Here is a 20,151-nt window from a genome sequence, read left to right as displayed (position 1 = left end):
TAAATGGACTGATTCAATCAGCCATTATCGGCGCTGCGGGCGGGAATGGTTTGATATTGGTCAAGCGGGAGGGGGTGACGTTCGGCGCTGGGAACGCAGAGGGCGCAGAGAAATACCAATATCGAAAAGAATGTTGAGATGGATGTCGTCAAGCCGGGTTGTTCAAGCAAAAGGTGTTTGAATAATTTATTCCCTTTGCGTCTCCGCGCCTCTGCGCCCTCTGCGTTAATGTCGCCGTAATAAGGTTTATCCGCCGGTCATGGACATGAACCGGATCACCTGGTCGGGCTTTTCGCGGAATTCGTGCCGCTCGGGCTTGAGTTCGATGGCCGCGCGGATGGCGGCTTCGAGCTCCGCCTCGCCGGCGCCGTTGCGCAGCAGGGGCTTGAAGTCATAGCTGTGCTCCTGGCCCAGGCACATGTACAGGGTGCCGTCCACGGCCAGGCGCACGCGGTTGCAGGTTTCGCAGAAGTGCTGGGAGATGGGGGTGATGAAGCCGATACGCAGATCGGTGCCGGCGACCTGGACATAGCGGGCCGGGCCGCCGCCGGGCATCACGCCGGGCAGCAGTTCGAAGCGCTCACTCAGGCGCGCCTTGACCTCCTGCAGGTCGACATACTGGCCACTGGCCTCGCGGCCGGTATCGCCCACCGGCATGGTCTCGATGAAGCGCAGGGTGAAATCGTGCTCGATGCAGAAGTCGACCATGTCCTCGACCTCGTCCTCGTTCACGCCCTTCATCACCACCATGTTGATCTTGATGGGATGGTAGCCGGCGGCCTTCGCGGCCATCAGGCCGCCCATGACCTTCTCCAGCTTGCCGCCGGTGATCTGCTTGAACACCTCCGGTTTCAGGGTGTCCAGGCTGACATTGATCCGCGATACGCCGGCGGCGCGCAGCGCCTCGGCGTGTTTGTCCAGCCGGGTGGCATTGGTCGACATGGACAGGTCCTCAATGCCGGCGACCCGGGTCAGGCGCCCGGCCAGTTCCGGCAGGTTGCGCCGTACCAGCGGCTCGCCGCCGGTCAGGCGCACCCGGCGCGTGCCCAGACGGGCAAAGGCGCCGATCAGGCGCTCGATCTCATCGAAGGTGAGCCACTCCGCCGGCTCCTCGAAATCCCGGAAGCCCTTCGGCATGCAATAGAAACAGCGCAGGTCGCAGCGATCCGTCACCGACAGGCGGACGTACTCGATATTGCGGCCGAAGCGGTCTGTGAGCTGATTGGACATGGGAATGACTATAGAAGGAGTTGCGGCGGTCAGCAATGCCGCGGGATGTGGGGTTTTGGGTCACCCCGTCATTGCGAGCGAAGCGTGGCAATCTCGTAAAGCAACCGGATTTTGTCTGGAGATTGCCACGGCGCTTCGCGCCTCGCAATGACGGATAACCCTTGTGTTAACGCCGCAGAAGTCAGATCGTCTGATAGTACAGGTTCTGCGGGTGGTTCGCCTGGGCGAAGAAGAACCAGCGCTCGGCGATCAGGCCGAGGTACTGCACCACGAAGGCGGCGGCCAGCAGACCCAGCGCGGCCGAGGACAGGCCCAGGGCCAGCAGCGCGACCGGGACCGGGAACACCAGCACCAGGAAGATCCACTTGATGCTCTTCATGAAGGCCGCGGTCTTGTGGTGGAAGAACTCGCGGGTGTTGAAGGAGCCGGCCATGAAGCCCTGCGATTTCTGCTGGATGTTGCTGTGGCGCACACCGATGGCGGTCTGCAGGGTGGACTTGTACTTGATGCGGGCGTTGCGGATCAGCGAGGCGCCGCGGGTGATCAGCGAGGCCACGGTCAGGATGATGGCCCAGGCACCGTAGAACTTGAGCAGGCCCGGAGCGCCCTGGTAGGCGGCATAACCGGTCGCCAGGGTGAAGCCGGAGGCGCTGCCCAGCAGGGTGTAGTTGATCACGGTCAGCGGCGAGGCCCATTCCTGCAGGAACTTGATGCAGGCGTAGATCATGCCGGTGGCGATGAACAGGGCAAAGGCGAACACGGTGGTGATCGCGCCCACGATCATGGACAGGTCGATGGCGATGTTGGCCTGCTGGCCGATCTCGAAGAAGACCGGATTCCAGCCGGTGTAGTGAACCAGGCCGTAGAGGAACACCAGACCCATGAAGGCCGGCAGGATGATGACCTCGCGCGACAGCCAGGAGGTGCGCCACTGGGCGATGGCGCGCCAGCCGCGTTCCGGGTGGCCCAGGTGGAAGAAGGAGGCGAGCAGGCCGGCGCCCAGGAACAGCAGGGCGATCAGGCTGCCCAAACCATAGAAGGCCGCGGTGTCGGCATGTCCCGGCAGTACCTTGGCCACGGCATAGACCTGGCCGGTGTACAGCGCCAGGAACAGCCCCTGGCCGACGCCGCTCAGGGTGGTGAGGAAGATGACGGAAAATGCGGGATGCATGTATTTCGCTCCGATTTGTAACTACAAAATTCAAATGCGCCACGGAATACACGGAAAACACGGAATGAATGTAGGTTGGGTTAGGCGCTTCGCGCCGTAACCCAACATGCCAGGGCAATGCCGGGTTACGCTGCGCCAACCCGGCCTGCTGGCTTTGTTCTCAATTTGTATTGTCCGTGCTTTCCGTGTATTCCGTGGCGCTCTTGACCTTGATCTTCAAAAATAAAGGTGCCGCCGGCTGCCGGGTGCGCATTCGGTGCGTTGCGCGAACCCGGAGGGTTCCACCGGCAGCCCAGGTCCGGCAGTCGGCGGCAAACGGGGTTTACCAGCTGGTGACGTCATCCAGGGTCGGTTCGTCGATGACGCGGCCCTTGTGGATGCCTTCCTTCTTCAGCGGGTTGTCGACGCGCTCGAGCTCGTCCTCGTGGATCTGGATACGGGCCTTGCGGCGCGGCAGATAGTGGTTGGCCGGCTTGGTGCCCCACTCGGGCATCAGCTGGTAGCCGCCGCGCTCGCGGATGGCCACCGAGACCTCGGATTCGGCGTCATGCACGTCGCCGAACAGTCGGGCGTTGGTCGGGCAGGCCATCACGCAGGCCGGCTGGCGTTCGGCCTCGGGCAGCGACTCGTCGTAGATACGGTCCACGCACAGGGTGCACTTCTTCATCACCTTCTGCTGCTCGTCGATCTCGCGCACGCCGTAGGGGCAGGCCCAGGAGCAGTACTTGCAGCCGATGCACTTGTCATAGTCCACCAGCACGATGCCGTCGGAATCGCGCTTGTAGCTGGCCCCGGTCGGGCAGACCGGCACGCAGGGCGGATCCTCGCAGTGCAGGCAGCTCTTGGGGAAGTGCACCGTCTCGGTGTTCGGGTATACGCCCACCTCGAAGGTCTGCACCCGGTTGAAGAAGGTGCCGGTCGGGTCCTGTCCATAGGGGTTCTCGTCGGACATGTAGCCCGCCGTGCCGGAGGTGTTCCACTCCTTGCAGCTGGTCACGCAGGCATGGCAGCCCACGCAGACGTTCAGATCGATTACCAGTGCTAACTGTGTCATCTGCTATAACCTTAGTATTTCGTTGACCACCAAGACGCCAAGTGATGTAGGTCGGGTTAGCCTGAAAGGTGTAACCCGACGCGGCCGCGGCATGTCGGGTTACGCTGCGCTAACCCGACCTACGGACTATTTATCTCTTTGCGTACTCTGCGTCTCTGCACCCGAAGGGCATAAACGCCTTTGCGTTTAATCTCTCACGGCTCAGCCCGCCTTCCTGCCGCCGGCGAAGAACTTGAGCCACTTGCTCTTGCGCGAGGTGTCCTGGCCGGGCAGGGTCGGCATCGGGTCGAACTGCGGGTAGCTGATTTCGGGCTCGCCTTCGGCGGCCTTGTAGATGCGCACCCGCACGTCGTACCAGCCGGCCTGGCCGGTGACCGGGTCGGAGTTGGACAGGTGCTCGCCGTACTCGCTGGCCGGCAGCTCCTCGCTGATGACGTGGTTGAGCAGGAAGCCCTTGCGCGACTCGTTGGCATCGGCGTCCAGGCCCCAGGCGCCGGAGGCCTTGCCGATGGCGTTCCAGGTCCAGACGGTGCCGGGTTCGACCGCCTCGGAGTAGCGGCACAGGCAGCGGACCCGGCCCCACTGGGACTCGACCCACATCCAGTCCTCGTCCTCGATGCCCTGGGCGCGGGCGGTGACCGGATTCACGTACAGATAGTTGTAGGTGTGAATCTGGCGCAGCCAGGCGTTCTGCGAATCCCAGGAGTGGTACATCGCCATCGGACGCTGGGTGACCGCGTTGAGCGGATAGGTGTGCAGGTCGGTCTGCTGCGATTCCAGCGGCTCGTAATGGAAGGGCAGCGGATCGAAGTAGGTCTCGATGCGCTTGCGCAGGTGATCCGGCGGCTGCTTGCCGTCCCACTTGCCCTGGGCCGCGAGGCGGAACTTCTGCAGCACCTCGGAATAGATGTGAATCAGGATCGGCTCGGCATAGCGGGTCAGGCGGTTGTCCTGCGCCCACTCCAGATAGCCCTGGTTCCAGTTGCGCATGTACTGGTACGACTTGGGCAGATGGTACTGGAAGACGCAGTTGTTCTTCTCGTACATCTCCCACTGTTTCGGATTGGGCTCGCCCTTGAGGAACTTCTCCCCGCCCTTGCCGCGCCAGCCGGACAGGAAGCCGATGCCGGAGCCGGGCTCGGTCTCGTAGTTGACCACGAAGTCGGGATAGTCGCGGAACTTGCGGCTGCCGTCCTCGCGCACGAAGGCGGGCAGCTTCAGGCGTGAACCCAGCTCCACGATGACCTCCTGGAACGGCTTGCACTCGCCCTTGGGCGGCACCACCGGGATGCGCACCGAATCCACCGGGCCGTCGAATTCGGAGATCGGGCGGTCCAGCATGGACATGCAGTCGTGGCGCTCCAGGTAGGTGGTATCCGGCAGCACCAGGTCGGCATAGGCCACCATCTCGGATTCGAAGGCGTCGGCGACGATCAGGAACGGGATCCTGTACTCGCCGTTGTCGTCCTTGTCGTTGAGCATCTTGCGGACCTCGGCCGTGTTCATGGACGAGTTCCAGGCCATGTTGGCCATGAAGATGAGCAGGGTGTCGATGGGGTACGGGTCCTGGCGCCAGGCGTTGGTGACGGCGTTGTGCATCAGGCCGTGCACCGCCAGCGGATGCTCCCAGGAAAAGGCCTTGTCCAGACGCACCGGCTTGCCCTGGTCATCGACGAACAGATCGTCCGGCTCGGCCGGCCAGCCGAGCGGCATGCCGCCCAGCGGGGTGTTGGGCTTGACGTCCCCGGGCCCCTTCGGGGTCTTGGCACAGGGCGGGATGGGGCGCGGGAAAGGCGCCTTGTGACGGAAACCTCCGGGGCGGTCGATGGTGCCCAGGATGGACATCAGGATCGACATCGCACGGATGGTCTGGAAGCCGTTGGAATGCGCCGCCAGGCCGCGCATGGCGTGGAAGGCCACCGGGTTGCCGGTCACGGACTCGTGCTCGTTGCCCCAGGTGTCGGTCCAGGCGATGGGCAGCTCGATCTTCTGATCGCGCGCGGTCACGCCCATTTCATACGCCAGGCGTTTGATGGTTTCGACCGGGATGCCGGTGATCTCGGCGGCCCACTCGGGGGTGTAGTCCTTGACCCGGTCCACCAGCAGCTGGAACGAGGGCTTCACGGGCGTACCGTCGTCGAGCTTGAACTCGCCCAGCAGGTAGGGGTCGGCGCCGGGGGTGTGGGTGGAGATGGGGCGGTTCAACTCCCGATCCCACCACAGCTTGTTCTGCGGATCGAAGCAGCCTTCCTCGGGCGGTACCTCGAAGCGTACCAGCATGCCGTACTCGGTGCTGTTCTCGTCCATGTTCACCAGCTGGGCGGCGTTGGTGTACTGGACCAGGAATTCGCGGTCGTACAGGCCCTGGTTGATGATCTCGTGGGTCAGCGCCAGCATCAGGGCGCCGTCGGTGCCGGGCTTGATCGGCACCCATTCGTCGGCGATGGCCGAGTAGCCGGTGCGCACCGGGTTGATGGAGATGAACTTGCCGCCCTGGCGCTTGAACTTGGAAATCGCCATCTTGAGCGGGTTGGAGTGATGGTCCTCGGCGGTGCCGATCATCACGAACAGTTTGGCCCGCTCCAGATCGGGGCCGCCGAACTCCCAGAAGGAGCCGCCGATGGTGTAGATCATGCCTGCGGCCATGTTCACCGAACAGAAGCCGCCGTGAGCGGCATAGTTCGGGGTGCCGTACTGCTTGGCGAACAGACCGGTCAGGGCCTGCATCTGGTCACGGCCGGTGAACAGCGCGAATTTCTTCGGGTCGGTGGCGCGGATCTTCTTCAGGCGCTCCTCCATCACGGCGAAGGCCTCGTCCCAGGAGATCTCCTCGAATTGGGCGTCGCCGCGGTCGGCACCTTCCTTGCGCTTCAGGGGCTTGGTCAGCCGGGCCGGGGAGTACTGCTTCATGATGCCGGAGGCGCCCTTGGCGCAGATCACGCCCTTGTTCAGCGGATGGTCCGGATTACCCTGGATGTAGCGGACCTCACCGTCACGCAGGGTCACGCGGATGCCGCAGCGGCAGGCACACATGTAGCAGGTGGTGTTTTTGGTCTCGATGCGGGCGTTCTGGTCCGTGGACTTGTCCAGCGGATTGTGGATAACGTTGTCTTCGCGCATGGTTGCTGGCCGTGGTTGATGCATGTCAATTCGGGGACGAGCGAATGTATTAGAATAGCCTGCTTTTTGCCAATTAGCTTTTCTGAAATTGTCATAAAATATTATAATATTCTAATAATCATAAATTTTATGACACTTGAAAATCAATGGGTTGGTTTTAAGAAAGATAATAAATTTATTTTATGGAGGCTGGCGGGTCAGGACTGGCGGGCGGCAGGGCCGGCGGCTCCAGCGCCGGCCCTGTCAATGGTTGGGCGAGGGGAATGCCCTGATCTGATGTCTGTATATTAAGGTAGGGCGGCCTCAGAGTCCCGCATTCTCCCGGGCCCGCTTCGACTGTTCCAGCTTCTTGCGTACCAGGTGAATCGCCTCCAGGTAGGGCACAGTGCCGTTGTGCCGCAGCACGGCCTGACCCTCGTGTCCGTGGACGAACTGGATGAACTTCTTGACCTCCTCGGCATTCTCGCCGTCCCGGTTGTAGGCCAGGTACAACGGCCGATACAGCAGATATTCGCCGTCGCGGATGTTTTCATAGGTCGGGTCCTTGCCCTCCAGTTGCATCAGCTTGACGTTGCGCTTGCGGGCGCTGCTGATGCCGCTGACCGCGATGGCATGGACGTCGGTCTCAACGGCCTGCTCCAGCGGGCCGGAAGAAGGGAAGACCTCGGTTGCCGCAAATGTCTGATCGGGATTGGCGAAGACCAGTTCGCGCAGCTTGTAGCCAACCCCGGAAAGGTTGCCCTGGCGGACATAGACATTGATCGGTGCGTCAGGGCCGCCGAGCGCATTCCAGTTGGTGAGTTTGCCGGTGTAGATCAGCCGCAGCTGATCCAGAGTGAGATCGCCGACAGGGTTGTCGGGATGGGTGATGATGACCAGGGCATCCCAGGCCACGGGTACCATCACGGCGTCGCTCTCGGCGCTGTTGTTCGGCAGCCGGAAGCGGCACGAGCCGCCGATGTCGACCTTGTTGGCGGAGATTTCCCGGATCCCCTTGGTGGCGCCGCCGCCGGCGATATCAATATGAATTCCCGTCTTTTTCTCGTAAAGCGTGGCAATTTCCTGCATGTAGGCCTTCTTGCTGATGCCGCAGCCGACCCAATTCAGGCTGAGGCTCTGGCCGCCAGATGCGGCAAGGGCGGAGGCGGCAAACAGGCACAGACCAAGGGCCTGCCCCAAAGGGCGGTACAGTAATCGGATCATGGCATGGCTCCCTCGTTAAAAATCAGATAGTTGTCTCAGGCGACGCCGAAAGGCGGGCTGTTGTGATTGTGTATGCCCTGACTATAAGGATGTTGCTGGACTGCGAACTATTCCCCCGGTCACAGAAACCGACACAGATCCGAACTATCTATATGAGTGATGGAAACGGTTTTATAATAATCAAGACTTAGTCTAGTCATTGTAACGATAAGCGTTCCTTATTGTTCCCATCATAATTATTGAATTTTATCGATGGGTTGCCGGCGCTATATTGCCCGTCCGGATGGCTGATCCGGGTGCGTCGCACAGACGAATTTCGCTGTCCACGTCCATCAGGCGTGGCGGGGACGGCACAACGACTGGCAATTTTTCAAAGAGGAGTTAGGGCATGGCTGGAAAAACCTACAGCGCGGGCGTCAAGGACTACCGCGAGACTTACTGGGAACCGGATTACCCGATCAAGGACACCGATCTGCTGGCTTGCTTCAAGATCACTCCGCAGCCGGGCGTGCCGCGTGAAGAGGCCGCCGCCGCCGTGGCCGCCGAGTCCTCCACCGGGACCTGGACCACGGTCTGGACCGATCTGCTGACCGATCTGGATCACTACAAGGGCCGTGCCTATGCCATCGAGGACGTGCCCGGTGACGACGAAGCCTTCTACGCCTTCATTGCCTACCCGATTGATCTGTTCGAGGAAGGCTCTGTGGTCAACGTCTTCACCTCCCTGGTGGGCAACGTGTTCGGCTTCAAGGCTGTACGCGCCCTGCGTCTGGAAGACGTTCGCTTCCCGATCGCCTACGTCATGACCTGCAACGGTCCGCCGCACGGCATCCAGGTCGAGCGCGACATCATGAACAAGTACGGGCGTCCGCTGCTGGGCTGCACCATCAAGCCCAAGCTGGGCCTGTCCGCCAAGAATTACGGCCGCGCCTGCTACGAAGGTCTGCGCGGCGGTCTGGACTTCACCAAGGATGACGAGAACGTCAACTCCCAGCCCTTCATGCGCTGGCGTCAGCGGTTCGATTTCGTCATGGAGGCCATCCACAAGGCCGAGGCCGAAACCGGCGAGCGCAAGGGTCACTACCTGAACGTTACCGCCCCGACCCCGGACGAGATGTTCAAGCGCGCCGAATACGCCAAGGAAATCGGCGCACCGATCATCATGCACGACTACATCACCGGCGGCTTCTGCGCCAACACCGGTCTGGCCCAGTGGTGTCGCGACAACGGTATGCTGCTGCACATCCACCGCGCCATGCACGCCGTGCTCGACCGCAATCCGCGTCACGGAATCCATTTCCGCGTGCTGACCAAGATCCTGCGCCTGTCCGGCGGTGATCATCTGCACACCGGCACCGTCGTAGGCAAGCTGGAAGGCGACCGCGCCTCCACCCTGGGTTGGATTGACCTGCTGCGCGACTCCTACGTCAAGGAAGACCGCAGCCGCGGTATCTTCTTCGATCAGGACTGGGGCGCCATGCCCGGCGCCTTCGCCGTGGCCTCCGGCGGCATCCATGTCTGGCACATGCCGGCACTGGTCACCATCTTCGGCGACGATGCCGTGCTGCAGTTCGGCGGCGGCACCCTGGGCCATCCGTGGGGCAACGCAGCCGGCGCGGCAGCCAATCGCGTGGCGGTGGAAGCCTGCGTCGAGGCCCGCAACGAGGGTCGCGAACTCGAGAAGGAAGGCAAGGAAATCCTTACCGCCGCCGCCAAGAGCAGCCCCGAGTTGAAGGCCGCGATGGAGACCTGGAAGGAAATCAAGTTCGAGTTCGACACCGTGGACAAGCTGGACGTGTCGCACAAGTAACCGACCGAGGCGAGAAGCAGGGGCCCCATCGCCATTGCGGTGGGGATGCGGCCGCCGGCGGTCTGTTGCCGCGGTACGCGCCTTGTTTTCAGTCGCCAGCCGAACAAGTTCAAGTATTACGTTATCGAGGATTGAACAATGAGCGAAATGCAAGATTACGAATCCAGCCTGAGCGATCCTTCAAGCCGGAAGTTCGAGACCTTCTCCTATCTGCCGGAAATGGAAAAGGACCGGATCCGCAAGCAGGTGGAGTACATTGTCAAGCAGGGCTGGAATCCGGCCATCGAGCATACCGAGACGGAGAACGCCTTCGGTCACTACTGGTACATGTGGAAGTTGCCGATGTTCGGCGAGACCGACGTCGATCGCATCCTGGGGGAGGCCGAGGCCTGCCACAAGGCGCATCCCGAGCATCACGTGCGCCTGGTCGGCTATGACAACTACGCCCAGTCGCAGGGTGCTTCAATGGTCATCTTCCGCGGCCCGATCAAGGTCTGATTCAGGGCGGGTAGTGCCAGCAAGTCCGAGCCCCTGCCCGGTCCACCGGACAGGGGCTTTTTATTTTGCCCCGGGCACAAGGGGATTCCAGGAGCCGGAAGCCGGCCTGGACGCGGGTTTTGTGTTCTGGTGTTCCCGAGAGAACAGCAAATCAGGATGGTGTACGGATATGAGTGACGCGAAGATCGAACAATACAAGATCAGGCAGGAGCCCTATTACGAGGCGGTCGCCAACGAGGTCGAGCTGTACGAGGCGGCCTACAATGCGCGCATGCCGGTAATGCTCAAGGGTCCGACCGGCTGCGGCAAGTCGCGGTTCGTCGAGTACATGGCCTGGAAGCTCGGTCGGCCGCTGATTACCGTGGCCTGCAACGAAGACATGACCGCATCCGACCTGGTGGGGCGCTTCCTGCTCGACAAGGAAGGTACCGTCTGGCAGGACGGGCCGCTGACCACCGCCGCCCGTATCGGTGCCATCTGCTATCTCGATGAGGTGGTGGAGGCGCGCCAGGATACCACCGTGGTGATTCACCCGCTGACCGACCATCGCCGCACTCTGCCGCTGGACAAGAAGGGCGAAGTGATCGAGGCCCACGAGAACTTCCAGCTGGTGATCTCCTACAACCCGGGTTACCAGAGCCTGATGAAGGATCTCAAGCAGTCCACCAAGCAGCGGTTTGGCGCCATGGACTTCGATTATCCCGAGGCCGACATCGAGGCAAGCATCGTCGCCCGCGAAACCGGCGTCGACAAGGCCATCGCCGAGAAGCTGGTGCAGATCGCGCACCGTGCCCGCAATCTGAAAGGGCATGGGCTGGATGAGGGCATCTCCACCCGTCTGCTGGTCTATGCCGGTCAGCTGATCAACAAGGGTGTGGACCCGCTGGCCGCCTGCAGCATGACCCTGGTGCGCCCGCTGACGGACGACCCGGACATGCGCGACACCCTGGATGCGGCGGTGAGCACCTATTTCGGGTAAACAACGATTTTGAACCACAAAGGTCACAAAGGAATGTAGGTTGGGTTAGGCGCGCAGCGCCGTAACCCAACGTGCCGCGGTTGTCGGGTTACGCAACGCTAACCCGACCTACGTAGTTCTTCGTTTCTACGTGGTGACACATTTCAGCAGTTGATACCTTATGACCATTAATCTCGACGACTACAGCGACTGCCTCGCGAAGGCAGCACCCGAGATCCGCGACAACCTGGAAGCCACCTTCCAGGAAGCCTCCCGGGTCATGTCGCCGGCGGGCCTGCAGGAATACATGGAAGGCGCCAAGGGGCTGTGCAGCCTCGGCCGCGGTCACGACCTGGTGCTGGCCTATCTGGACGAGATGCCGATGGTGGCCCGCGAGGTCGGCGAGGATGTGATTCGCGACGTGATCGCCGCGGCCATGAAGCTGTCTTCCATGACCTCGGGCGAGATCATCGCGCTGATGTTCTCGAGTCTGCCGACCGCGGCACGCCGGCTGGGTGATGCCGAGCTGGTGCGTGGCTATCTGCAGCTCATCCATCAGATGTCGGCCAAGGCGCCGCGCGGACTGCGACCCATGCTGCGGCATGTCGACGAGTTGCTGACCAAGCTGACCCTGGGCGGGCTGCGTCGCTGGGTCAATTTCGGCGCCGGGGCGTATCACCGTGATCTGGCGAAGCAGGTCGAGTATTTCGACCTCAAGACCGCTGACAGCCTCAAGGTTCTGCAGAAGGAACGGCGCGGCACCCTGTTCGTGGACGTGCAGCGCAAGCTGAATTTCTACCTGCGTGCATTCTGGGGGCGGGACTTCTTCCTGCGTCCGGCCGAGGCGGATTCGTCCAGTTTCAAGCCCTACATCGATACCCACATCGTGCATCTGCCCGATGCCGTGGACGATGTAGGCGACATCAAGGGGCTGGAGGTCTATCGGGCTATCGCTGCCCATGCGGCAGCCCATCTGTGTTACACCACCCGCTCCATTTCCGCCGAGCAGCTGTCGCCGGCGCAGATGTTCTTCATCGGTCTGATCGAGGATGCGCGGGTCGAGTACTGTGCAGGGCAGGAGTTCCCCGGCCTGAAGCGACTGTGGAAGTCACTGCTGCAGGCGGAAAAGCAGGGCGAGGTGGAGCATCCCACCGTGGCGCGCATTGAGGAGTTGGCCCTGATGCTGCTCGAGCCGGGAAATCGCTGCGACGACGAGCAGGTCAATGCCTTCGCCGGGAAGTTCCATGCCAATATTGAAGCCAATCGCGACAATGGCGGATTCTCCTGGGATATGGGGATGGAGTTGTTCAATATCTTTGCCGCCCGCAAGGATGTGCCCAGCCTGCGTATCCTGGAAAGCGCCCGTCTGCAGTATCGGGACGATAACCGCATTGTGTGGGAGTTCGAGGAGTTCTCCTGGGAGCAGGGGGCTGAATACGTGCCAGCCAGCCAGCGCCAGGTGCGCAAGACGGTATCGGTGATGGAAATGGTCAACGAACTGGACTGCGAACTGGCCGGTGACGATGCCCAGGAGGTCTGGCGCCTGGAGACCCCCTTCTGGCTGGATCAGGAGGGTTGCACCATCAATGAGCTGGAGGGCAAGGAGCCCATCTCCGACCCCTACCATTATCACGAATGGGATTACCAGGTGCAGCTGCACCGTCCCGACTGGGTGACCCTGCACGAGCGGCGCCAGTCCCGGGCCGATCCCGGGATCATCGACGATATCCTGGTCGAGCACCGGCCCATTGCCCATCGCATCCGGCAGATCATCGATATGCTGCAGCCCGAGGGCGTACAGCGCGTGCGCAATATGGAGGATGGCGACGAGATCGACATCAATGCCGCCGTCGATGCGATGATCTCCATCCGCATGGGTGAGCATCCCAATCCGCGCATCACCATGCGCAACGTGATCAAGAACCGGGATCTGGCCGTAGTGGTGCTGCTGGACCTGTCCGAATCCACCAACGAGAAGGTGGAAGGCTCCGACAAGACAGTGCTGGAGCTGACCCGCGAGGCCTGCGCCCTGGTGGCCACGGCCATCAACGGTATCGGCGACCCCTTCGCCATTCACGGTTTCGCCTCGGACGGCCGGCACGATGTGCAGTACTATCGCTTCAAGGATTTCAATGAGAAATTCGGCGACATGGTGAAGTCGCGCCTGGCCGGCATGCAGGGCGGTCTGTCCACGCGTATGGGCGCGGCCATGCGCCACGCCGCCCAGCACCTGCTCAAGCAGCCCGAACGGCGCAAGCTCCTGCTGCTGGTCACCGATGGTGAGCCGGCCGATATCGACGAGCGTGATCCGCAGTACCTGCGCCATGACACCAAAAAGGCGGTCGAGGAGCTCTATAGCCGGGGTGTCATGAGCTATTGCCTGACACTGGATGCCAACGCCGACAGCTACGTCAAGCGCATCTTCGGCGCCAACAACTACACCATCATCGATCAGGTGGAGCGTCTGCCGGAGAAGCTGCCGGTGCTGTTCGCGACGCTGACTTCATAGAAGAGCGCCACGGAATACACGGAAAGCACGGAAAAAAGATATATCTATACCCCTCTCCTCGGTGGATTGTGCAGCGCCGTAGGTCGGGTTAACGTAGCGTAACCCGACACTGTCGCGGCATGTTGGGTTACGGCGCGAAGCGACGAACCCAACCTGCATTATTCCGTGCTTTCCGTGTATTCCGTGGCGCTCTTGAACCCGGTTCGGGTATACTCCCGGACGACTCATAGTTCACGCCTCACGCCATGCCCGCCGACGACTATCTGCGCCGCATCCGCCAGGACATTGTCTTCACCGAATCCCTGCGCGATCAGCAACTCAGCTTCCATACCACCTGGGGGCTGTTCTCACCGCGTGAGATCGATGAGGGCACCCGGCTGCTGCTCAGGCACATCGAGGTGAATGCCGGCGATGACTGCTTCGATCTGGGCTGCGGCTACGGCCCCATCGGGCTGACCCTGGCGCGGCTGGCGCCTGCAGGGCAGACCCTGATGGTGGACAAGGATTTCATGGCTGTGGAATACGCCAACCGCAACGCCGAGGTCAACGGCATCAGCAATGCACGGGCCATGCTGAGCAATGCCTTCCAGCATGTCGATCCAAAGCTGAAGTTCGACCTTATCGCCTCCAATGTCCCGGCCAAGGTCGGCAAGGAACTGCTGGCCATCATTCTGCACGATGCCCATGCCCGGCTGCGGCCTGGCGGGCGGCTGTGGGTGGTGAGTATCACCGGTCTGCGGCGTCTGTTCGAGCGCGAGATGAAGGCCGTGTTCGGCAACTACGACAAGGTCAAGCAGGGACGGCAGTACACCGTCGCCATGGCGGTGCGTGGCTGAAATATTGAATATAGCCACGGAAAACACGGAAAGCACGGACAATAATCATGTATGCGTATTGCCATCTCATCGCCAGGCGCGCAGCGCCATGGCAGTGAGATGGTAATAATGTATGTCCGTGCTTTCCGTGTTTTCCGTGGCTATGATCTAGCTCTTCAGCAGCGATGTCAGTTCCGCCGCCGGTAGCGGTTTGTGGAACAGAAAGCCCTGGGCCCGATCGCAGCCCAGCCGCAGCAGCAGCTTCTTCTGGGCCTCGGTCTCCACACCCTCGATGATCGTGTTCAAGCGCAGGTCGCGCGACAGCGACAGGATTGCGCGCAGGATGGCGACATCACGCGCGTCTTCACAGATGTCGCGGGTGAAGGCGCGGTCGATTTTCAGCGTGTTGAAGGGCAGGCGCTTGAGATAGCTGAGTGAGGAGTAGCCGATGCCGAAATCGTCGATGGCGATGGATACGCCCAGATCGCGCAGCTGCCACAGCTTGTCGGTGGCCTCGTCCATGTCCTCCAGGAACACCTGCTCCGTGATCTCCAGCTCCAGCTGTGCCGGGTTGATGCCGGATTCGCCGATGATGCCCTGGATCTGATCGACGAAGCCGGGTACGGCGAACTGGCGCCCCGATATATTCACCGACAGCGGCAGCCGGATGCCCGCGCGCTGCCACTCCAGGATCTGGCTGCAGGCCTGACTGAGGATGCTGCGACCGAGCTGATCGATCAGGCCGGTTTCCTCGGCTACCGGAATGAACTCGGCCGGTGATATCAGCCCGCGGTCGTGCGACTGCCAGCGTGCCAGGGCCTCGGCGCCGACGATCCGGCCGCTGTGCATGTCCACCTGCGGCTGGTAGTGAGCAATGAACTCGTTTTCCTTGAGCCCGCGACGGATGCGGTTCTCGGTGCTGACAAAGGCAGCGATGTTGTCGATCAACTCCTCGCTGTAGAGCGCGATGCGGGTGTGTCGCGACTGCTTGGCGCGATACATGGCGGCATCGGCGTTGCGGATCAGGGTGGCGGCGTCCTGTCCATCGTAGGGGTAGAGCGTCACGCCCACGCCGCCGCTGATGTAGAGTTCCTTGTCTTCCAGGATGAAGGGGCGCTCGATGCTGTCGAGCAGGTGAGCGGCATAGTCGACCGCCGTTTTCGGGCTGTCCACGTCAGGTACCAGTACCACCAGTTCGTCGCCGCCGAAGCGGGAAATGGTGGCCCGGTTTTCACAGCAGCGCCGCAGGCGGTCGGCCAGTTTGACCAGCAGCTGGTCGCCCAGCTCATGGCCGTAGCTGTCGTTGATGTGCTTGAACCGGTCCAGATCCAGGAACAGTACCGCGAAGCGGTTTTCGGCAGCCGGGTATTTGCGCATCAGCTGCTCGATCTCACCGTTAAGTGCGCGCCGGTTGGGCAGGTCGGTGAGCGGGTCGTAATAGGCCATGCGCTCGATCCGCGCCTCGAACTGCTTGCGTTCGGTGATGTCGATGTTGGTCGCGCGGATGCCGATCAGTCGGCCGGCGGCATCATGGACCGGGCCGCAGATGTGCTGGAACCAGACAGTGTGGCCATCCTTGTGGATCAGCCGCAGGTCGATGTTGTCGCTCTGCCTGTTCGTGCCGAGGTTGGCCAGGTGCTGCTGCCAGCGTTCCCGATCCTGGGGGTGGATCAGTTCCGACATCAGTTCCGGCTTGGCGTAGAATTCATCCGGCCGGTAACCGGTCAGCTGCACACTCGAAGGCGAGGCATATTCATAGTGCCCGTCACGGGAGCAGAAATAGGTGAATTCCTGGCCCACATCGGCCACGGCGCGGAAGCGGGCGTTTTCGCGCTGCACCTGTGCCTTGAGCAGGCTGACCCGGGCCAGCAGGAAGGCGATGACCAGGGCGACCAGTGCCGGTATGACGAACAACTGCGGCTGGAAGGATTCGTAGACCACCGCCATCTGCAGCAGCGCGGCGCTGCCGATCAGGAGGAAGGCGATGCCGGCGTTGCGCAGATACAGGCTCTGGGGCCTGCGATTGGAGGCTGCGTCCAGGTAGATGGTGTCCTGGTCGGGGGCTGGGACGCGCGCGTAGGCGCCGCCGTCACCGGAGGTGTCGGTATCATTCATAAGCCTGGCAACTGCAACTCAAAAATAAAACAAAAACAAACCAAAGGCTTCCATGCCATGACAGGCCTCCCCCGTGGGGCAGGAGGCCTGCTCCGGCAGTGTAGCATAGAGTCGGTACGAGGTTTATGATTCCCTACCGGACCACAAGGTATTGCTTATGAATGTCACTCTGCGTCAGCTGCGCATCTTCGAGGCCGTGGCCCGTCACCTGAGCTTCACCCGCGCTTCGGAGGAGTTGCATCTGACCCAGCCGGCCGTGTCCATGCAGATCAAGCAGCTGGAACAGGCCGTGGGCCTGCCGCTGCTGGATCAGCAGGGCAAGAAGACCTACCTCACCGAGGCCGGCGAGGAGATGTACCGCTATGCCTGCGCCGTGACCGACAAGCTCGAGGAAGCCGCCCAGGTGTTCGAGGAGCTCAAGGGCATGCGGCGCGGCCATATGAGCATTGCCGTGGCCAGTACCGCCAACTACTTCGCCCCGCGGCTGCTGGCCACCTTCTTCCAGCGTTACCCGGACGTGACTGTCAGTCTGGACGTGACCAACCGCGAGGGTCTGCTCCGGGCCCTGGCCGAGAACGAGACCGACCTGGTGATCATGGGCAAGCCCCCGGAGGACATGGACCTGGTGGCGGAGAATTTCATGGACAACCCCCTGGTGGTCATCGCCCCGACCAATCACCCGCTGACGCGCAAGCGCAGCCGGATTCCCTTCGCGGCGCTGGCCAGCGAAACCTTTCTCATCCGCGAACGCGGATCGGGCACCCGCTCGGCCATGGAACGGCACTTCGCCCAGCACGGACTGGAACTCAGCAGCACTATGGAAATGGGTACCAGCGAGGCCATCAAGCAGGGTGTCGAGGCCGGCCTGGGGCTGGGGCTGCTGTCGCTGCACACCCTGGAGATGGAACTGGCGCTCAAGCGAGTGGCGATCCTGGATGTGGAGACCTTTCCCATCATGCGTCACTGGTATGTGGTGCACCGACGCGGCAAGCGCCTGTCCACCGCGGCCCAGGCCTTCAAGCACTTCCTGCTCAAGGAGGCCAGGAACCTGCTCAGTCTGCCCGAGGTGAGCCGTCCGCGGCACAAGGACGCGGGCTGACCAGCGGTGTCTTCATGCCTTTGCGCGGGGAATGCAGAGGACGCAGAGGCGCGGAGACGCAAAGATAATGAATAATGTTGGTATCTCCTCGCTGGCTTGTGAGTCTGTGCTTTCAGAGGAGGGGCAAGGATGAGCAATCTCGTATTTCAATAGTCTCCGTGTCTCCGCGACTCTGCGCCCTCTGCGTTAATCCCGCCCAGACTCAGGCAACATCCGCCAACACACAGCCGCCCGGCCGTGACTGCTTCAGCGTCACCAGTTCCTCCGCACTGGTCGGGTGGATGGCGACGGTGCGGTCGAAGTCGGCCTTGGTCGCGCCCATGTTGATGGCCACGGCGAAGCCCTGCAGCATCTCGTCGACCCCGTCGCCGATCAGGTGGCAACCCACGATACGTTCCTCCGAGCCGGCGCAGACCAGCTTCATCGCTGTCGGCGTGCCGCCATTGCCGAGCGCGTGACGCATGGGCGTGAAGCGGGTCTCGTAGACTCTGACCGCATCACCGTATTCGGCACAGGCCGCCGGCTCGGTCAGGCCGAGGGCCCCGACCGACGGGTGGGCAAACACCACGGTGGGGATGTTGGTGTAATCCATCGACGCGGTGGCAGTGCCGAACAGACGCGCGGCCAGCTGCCGGCCGGCGCGGATCGCCACCGGGGTGAGCGGCATGCGGCCGGTGACGTCACCGATGGCGTATACGCCCGGCACATTGGTGGCATCGAAGGCATCCACCGGGATGACACCGTTGCGATTGACCTCGACCCCGGCGCGGTCCAGCGCCAGGCCCTCGGTATTGGCGCGCCGGCCCACGGCCCAGATCACGGTGTCGAAACCGCCCAGGCGTTCGCCCCGGGCGGAGACGATATCGATACCGTCGCTGCCCCGCGCCAGCCCGCTGACCTGAAAGCCCATGTGGGTCACGATGCCCTGCTGCTGCATCGCTTCCATCAGGGTGTCGCTGATCAGGGGGTCGAATGCTTCAAGCACCCGATCCTCCAGGGCGATGATCGACACCTCGGAGCCCAGCGCGCGCAATGCACCGCTCAGCTCCACGCCGATATAGCCACCGCCGATCACGGCCGCGCGCCGCGGTTGCTGCCTGAGTTCGAAGAAGCCGTCGGAGGTGATGCCCAGCTCCGCTCCCGGCACCGGCGGGACGATTGGCTGTCCACCGGTGGCAATGACGATGTGGTCACCCTGGTAGTGCTCGTCGCCGACCCGCAGGGTATGGGCGTCGATGAAGCGGGCCCGGCCGCGGATCCAGTCGATGCGCTGGTCCTGCGCATAGCCGGCCCAGTAATCGCGGATGCCGTCGATATAGGCGTTGCGGCCGGCAACCAGGCGTTCCCAATCGAGACCCTTGTCCTGTACCCGGATGCCGAAGGCGCCGGCCTGATGCACGGCCTCGCGGGCCTGGGCGGCGTGCCACATGACCTTCTTGGGCACGCAGCCGGCATTCACGCAGGTGCCGCCGAGCGGCTGCGCATCGATCACGGCCACCCGCCGGCCGAGCTGGGCGGCGCGTTCGGCCACGGCGAGCCCGCCGCTGCCGCCGCCGATGGCGATGAGGTCATAGTGCTTGTTCATTGGTATCTCCCTGGGTATGGTGATAACAACGCAGAGGGCGCAAAGGCGTTTATGCCCTATGGGTACAGAGGCGCAAAGTAAAATCAGTTTATGAAATCTCTGCGTCTCTGCGCCTCCGCGTCCTCGGCGTTAATGCCGCCGCCGTATCAGGCAGCCTCCCGCCGCTGCATCCACTCGGCCAGCGCCTCGGAGTCGCCGATGTGCACGCCGTCGATCCAGACCTGCGGCACGGTGTCACTGCCGCTGGCGGCGCGCACCGCGCGCAGTGAGACCTGTTCGCCGACGCTGATTTCATCGAACTCCATGCCGGCCTCGGACAGCATGCCCTTGGCCCGGGCGCACCAGGGGCAGCCCGGCTTGGTGAACAGCACCACGTCGTGCGGCTTCACGGCCTGCGGGTTGATGTAGTCGAGCATGGTGTCGGCATCCGAGACCTCGTAGGGGTCGCCCGGGACCTCGGGCTCGATGAACATCTTCTCGATCACGCCGTCGCGCACCAGCATGGAGTAGCGCCAGCTGCGCTTGCCGAAGCCCAGGTCGTCCTTGTCCACCAGCATGCCCATGGCGGCGGTGAACTCGCCGTTGCCATCCGGGATGAAGCGGATGTTCTCGGCCTGCTGATCCTTCGCCCACTCGTTCATCACGAAGGTGTCGTTGACCGATACGCAGACGATCTCGTCGATGCCGTTGTCGCGCAGCACCGGAGCCAGCTCGTTGAAGCGCGGCACGTGCGCCGAGGAGCAGGTCGGGGTGAAGGCGCCCGGCAGGGAGAAGACGACCACGTTGCGACCCTTGAAGATCTCGTCCGTGGTGACGTCCGCCCACTCGTTGTTCTGACGGGTGTGGAAGGTGATGTTCGGAATGCGGCTTCCGGTCTTGTCCTGCAGCATGTCGGTGTCTCCTGTAGCTTGCGGTTGGAAATCATGGCCAGTGCTGTCTGGCTTGGAGACAAGAATAGGGGCGGGGTGGTTATTTGTGAAATCG

Annotated in this window: 14 protein-coding genes; 6 read left to right on the top strand and 8 right to left on the bottom strand. The window is 62.3% G+C overall.

Annotated elements, in window-relative coordinates:
* Window positions 1-246 precede the first annotated feature (246 nt).
* The 5 genes from moaA to COW1_RS11330 form a co-directional block, all read right to left on the bottom strand.
* Window positions 247-1,230, bottom strand: coding sequence for a GTP 3',8-cyclase MoaA (gene moaA, locus COW1_RS11350; protein ID WP_096364374.1), 984 nt, complete (start codon window positions 1,228-1,230; stop codon window positions 247-249).
* 181 nt (window positions 1,231-1,411) lie between these two features.
* The gene (locus COW1_RS11345) at window positions 1,412-2,401 is read right to left on the bottom strand and encodes a DmsC/YnfH family molybdoenzyme membrane anchor subunit (protein ID WP_096364376.1); all 990 of its coding nucleotides are present in this window, start codon (window positions 2,399-2,401) and stop codon (window positions 1,412-1,414) included.
* Window positions 2,402-2,723: 322 nt separating this feature from the next.
* Complete coding sequence (locus COW1_RS11340) at window positions 2,724-3,455, bottom strand: 4Fe-4S dicluster domain-containing protein (protein WP_096364378.1); 732 nt, start codon at window positions 3,453-3,455, stop codon at window positions 2,724-2,726.
* A 201-nt stretch (window positions 3,456-3,656) separates the two neighbouring features.
* Entirely contained in the window at window positions 3,657-6,488 is a 2,832-nt protein-coding gene (locus COW1_RS11335) for a molybdopterin oxidoreductase family protein (protein ID WP_242466543.1), read from the bottom strand.
* A 390-nt stretch (window positions 6,489-6,878) separates the two neighbouring features.
* A complete protein-coding gene (locus COW1_RS11330; protein WP_096364382.1) occupies window positions 6,879-7,778 on the bottom strand; it encodes a phosphate ABC transporter substrate-binding protein in 900 nt (299 codons plus the stop codon).
* A gap of 388 nt (window positions 7,779-8,166) precedes the next feature.
* On the opposite strand from COW1_RS11330, the gene COW1_RS11325 reads away from it, so the two are divergent.
* From COW1_RS11325 to COW1_RS11305, 5 genes are all read left to right on the top strand, one after another.
* A complete protein-coding gene (locus COW1_RS11325) occupies window positions 8,167-9,588 on the top strand; it encodes a form I ribulose bisphosphate carboxylase large subunit (RefSeq protein ID WP_201344260.1) in 1,422 nt (473 codons plus the stop codon).
* Window positions 9,589-9,726: 138 nt separating this feature from the next.
* Entirely contained in the window at window positions 9,727-10,086 is a 360-nt protein-coding gene (locus COW1_RS11320; RefSeq protein ID WP_096364386.1) for a ribulose bisphosphate carboxylase small subunit, read from the top strand.
* 169 nt (window positions 10,087-10,255) lie between these two features.
* The gene (locus tag COW1_RS11315) at window positions 10,256-11,065 is read left to right on the top strand and encodes a CbbQ/NirQ/NorQ/GpvN family protein (protein WP_201344259.1); all 810 of its coding nucleotides are present in this window, start codon (window positions 10,256-10,258) and stop codon (window positions 11,063-11,065) included.
* 160 nt (window positions 11,066-11,225) lie between these two features.
* Window positions 11,226-13,553, top strand: coding sequence for a nitric oxide reductase activation protein NorD (locus tag COW1_RS11310; protein ID WP_201344258.1), 2,328 nt, complete (start codon window positions 11,226-11,228; stop codon window positions 13,551-13,553).
* 245 nt (window positions 13,554-13,798) lie between these two features.
* Complete coding sequence (locus tag COW1_RS11305) at window positions 13,799-14,389, top strand: class I SAM-dependent methyltransferase (RefSeq protein WP_201344257.1); 591 nt, start codon at window positions 13,799-13,801, stop codon at window positions 14,387-14,389.
* 147 nt (window positions 14,390-14,536) lie between these two features.
* Here COW1_RS11305 and COW1_RS11300 read toward each other — a convergent pair whose 3' ends face one another.
* Window positions 14,537-16,483, bottom strand: a complete 1,947-nt coding sequence (locus COW1_RS11300) for a bifunctional diguanylate cyclase/phosphodiesterase (RefSeq protein WP_201344256.1) — start codon at window positions 16,481-16,483, stop codon at window positions 14,537-14,539.
* Window positions 16,484-16,640: 157 nt separating this feature from the next.
* On the opposite strand from COW1_RS11300, the gene COW1_RS11295 reads away from it, so the two are divergent.
* Complete coding sequence (locus COW1_RS11295; protein WP_096364396.1) at window positions 16,641-17,582, top strand: LysR family transcriptional regulator; 942 nt, start codon at window positions 16,641-16,643, stop codon at window positions 17,580-17,582.
* 202 nt (window positions 17,583-17,784) lie between these two features.
* Here the strand turns inward: COW1_RS11295 and gorA are convergent, their stop codons facing one another.
* Complete coding sequence (gene gorA / locus COW1_RS11290) at window positions 17,785-19,167, bottom strand: glutathione-disulfide reductase (RefSeq protein ID WP_201344255.1); 1,383 nt, start codon at window positions 19,165-19,167, stop codon at window positions 17,785-17,787.
* 146 nt (window positions 19,168-19,313) lie between these two features.
* A complete protein-coding gene (locus COW1_RS11285) occupies window positions 19,314-20,057 on the bottom strand; it encodes a glutathione peroxidase (protein WP_201344254.1) in 744 nt (247 codons plus the stop codon).
* Window positions 20,058-20,151 lie beyond the last annotated feature (94 nt).

The sequence above is a fragment of the Thiohalobacter sp. COW1 genome, assembly GCF_016629505.1.
Taxonomy (GTDB): Bacteria; Pseudomonadota; Gammaproteobacteria; order Thiohalobacterales; family Thiohalobacteraceae; genus Thiohalobacter; species Thiohalobacter thiocyanaticus_A.
The sequence above is the reverse complement of the archived record's forward strand: the minus strand, read 5'-3'. Positions and strand labels throughout refer to the sequence as shown.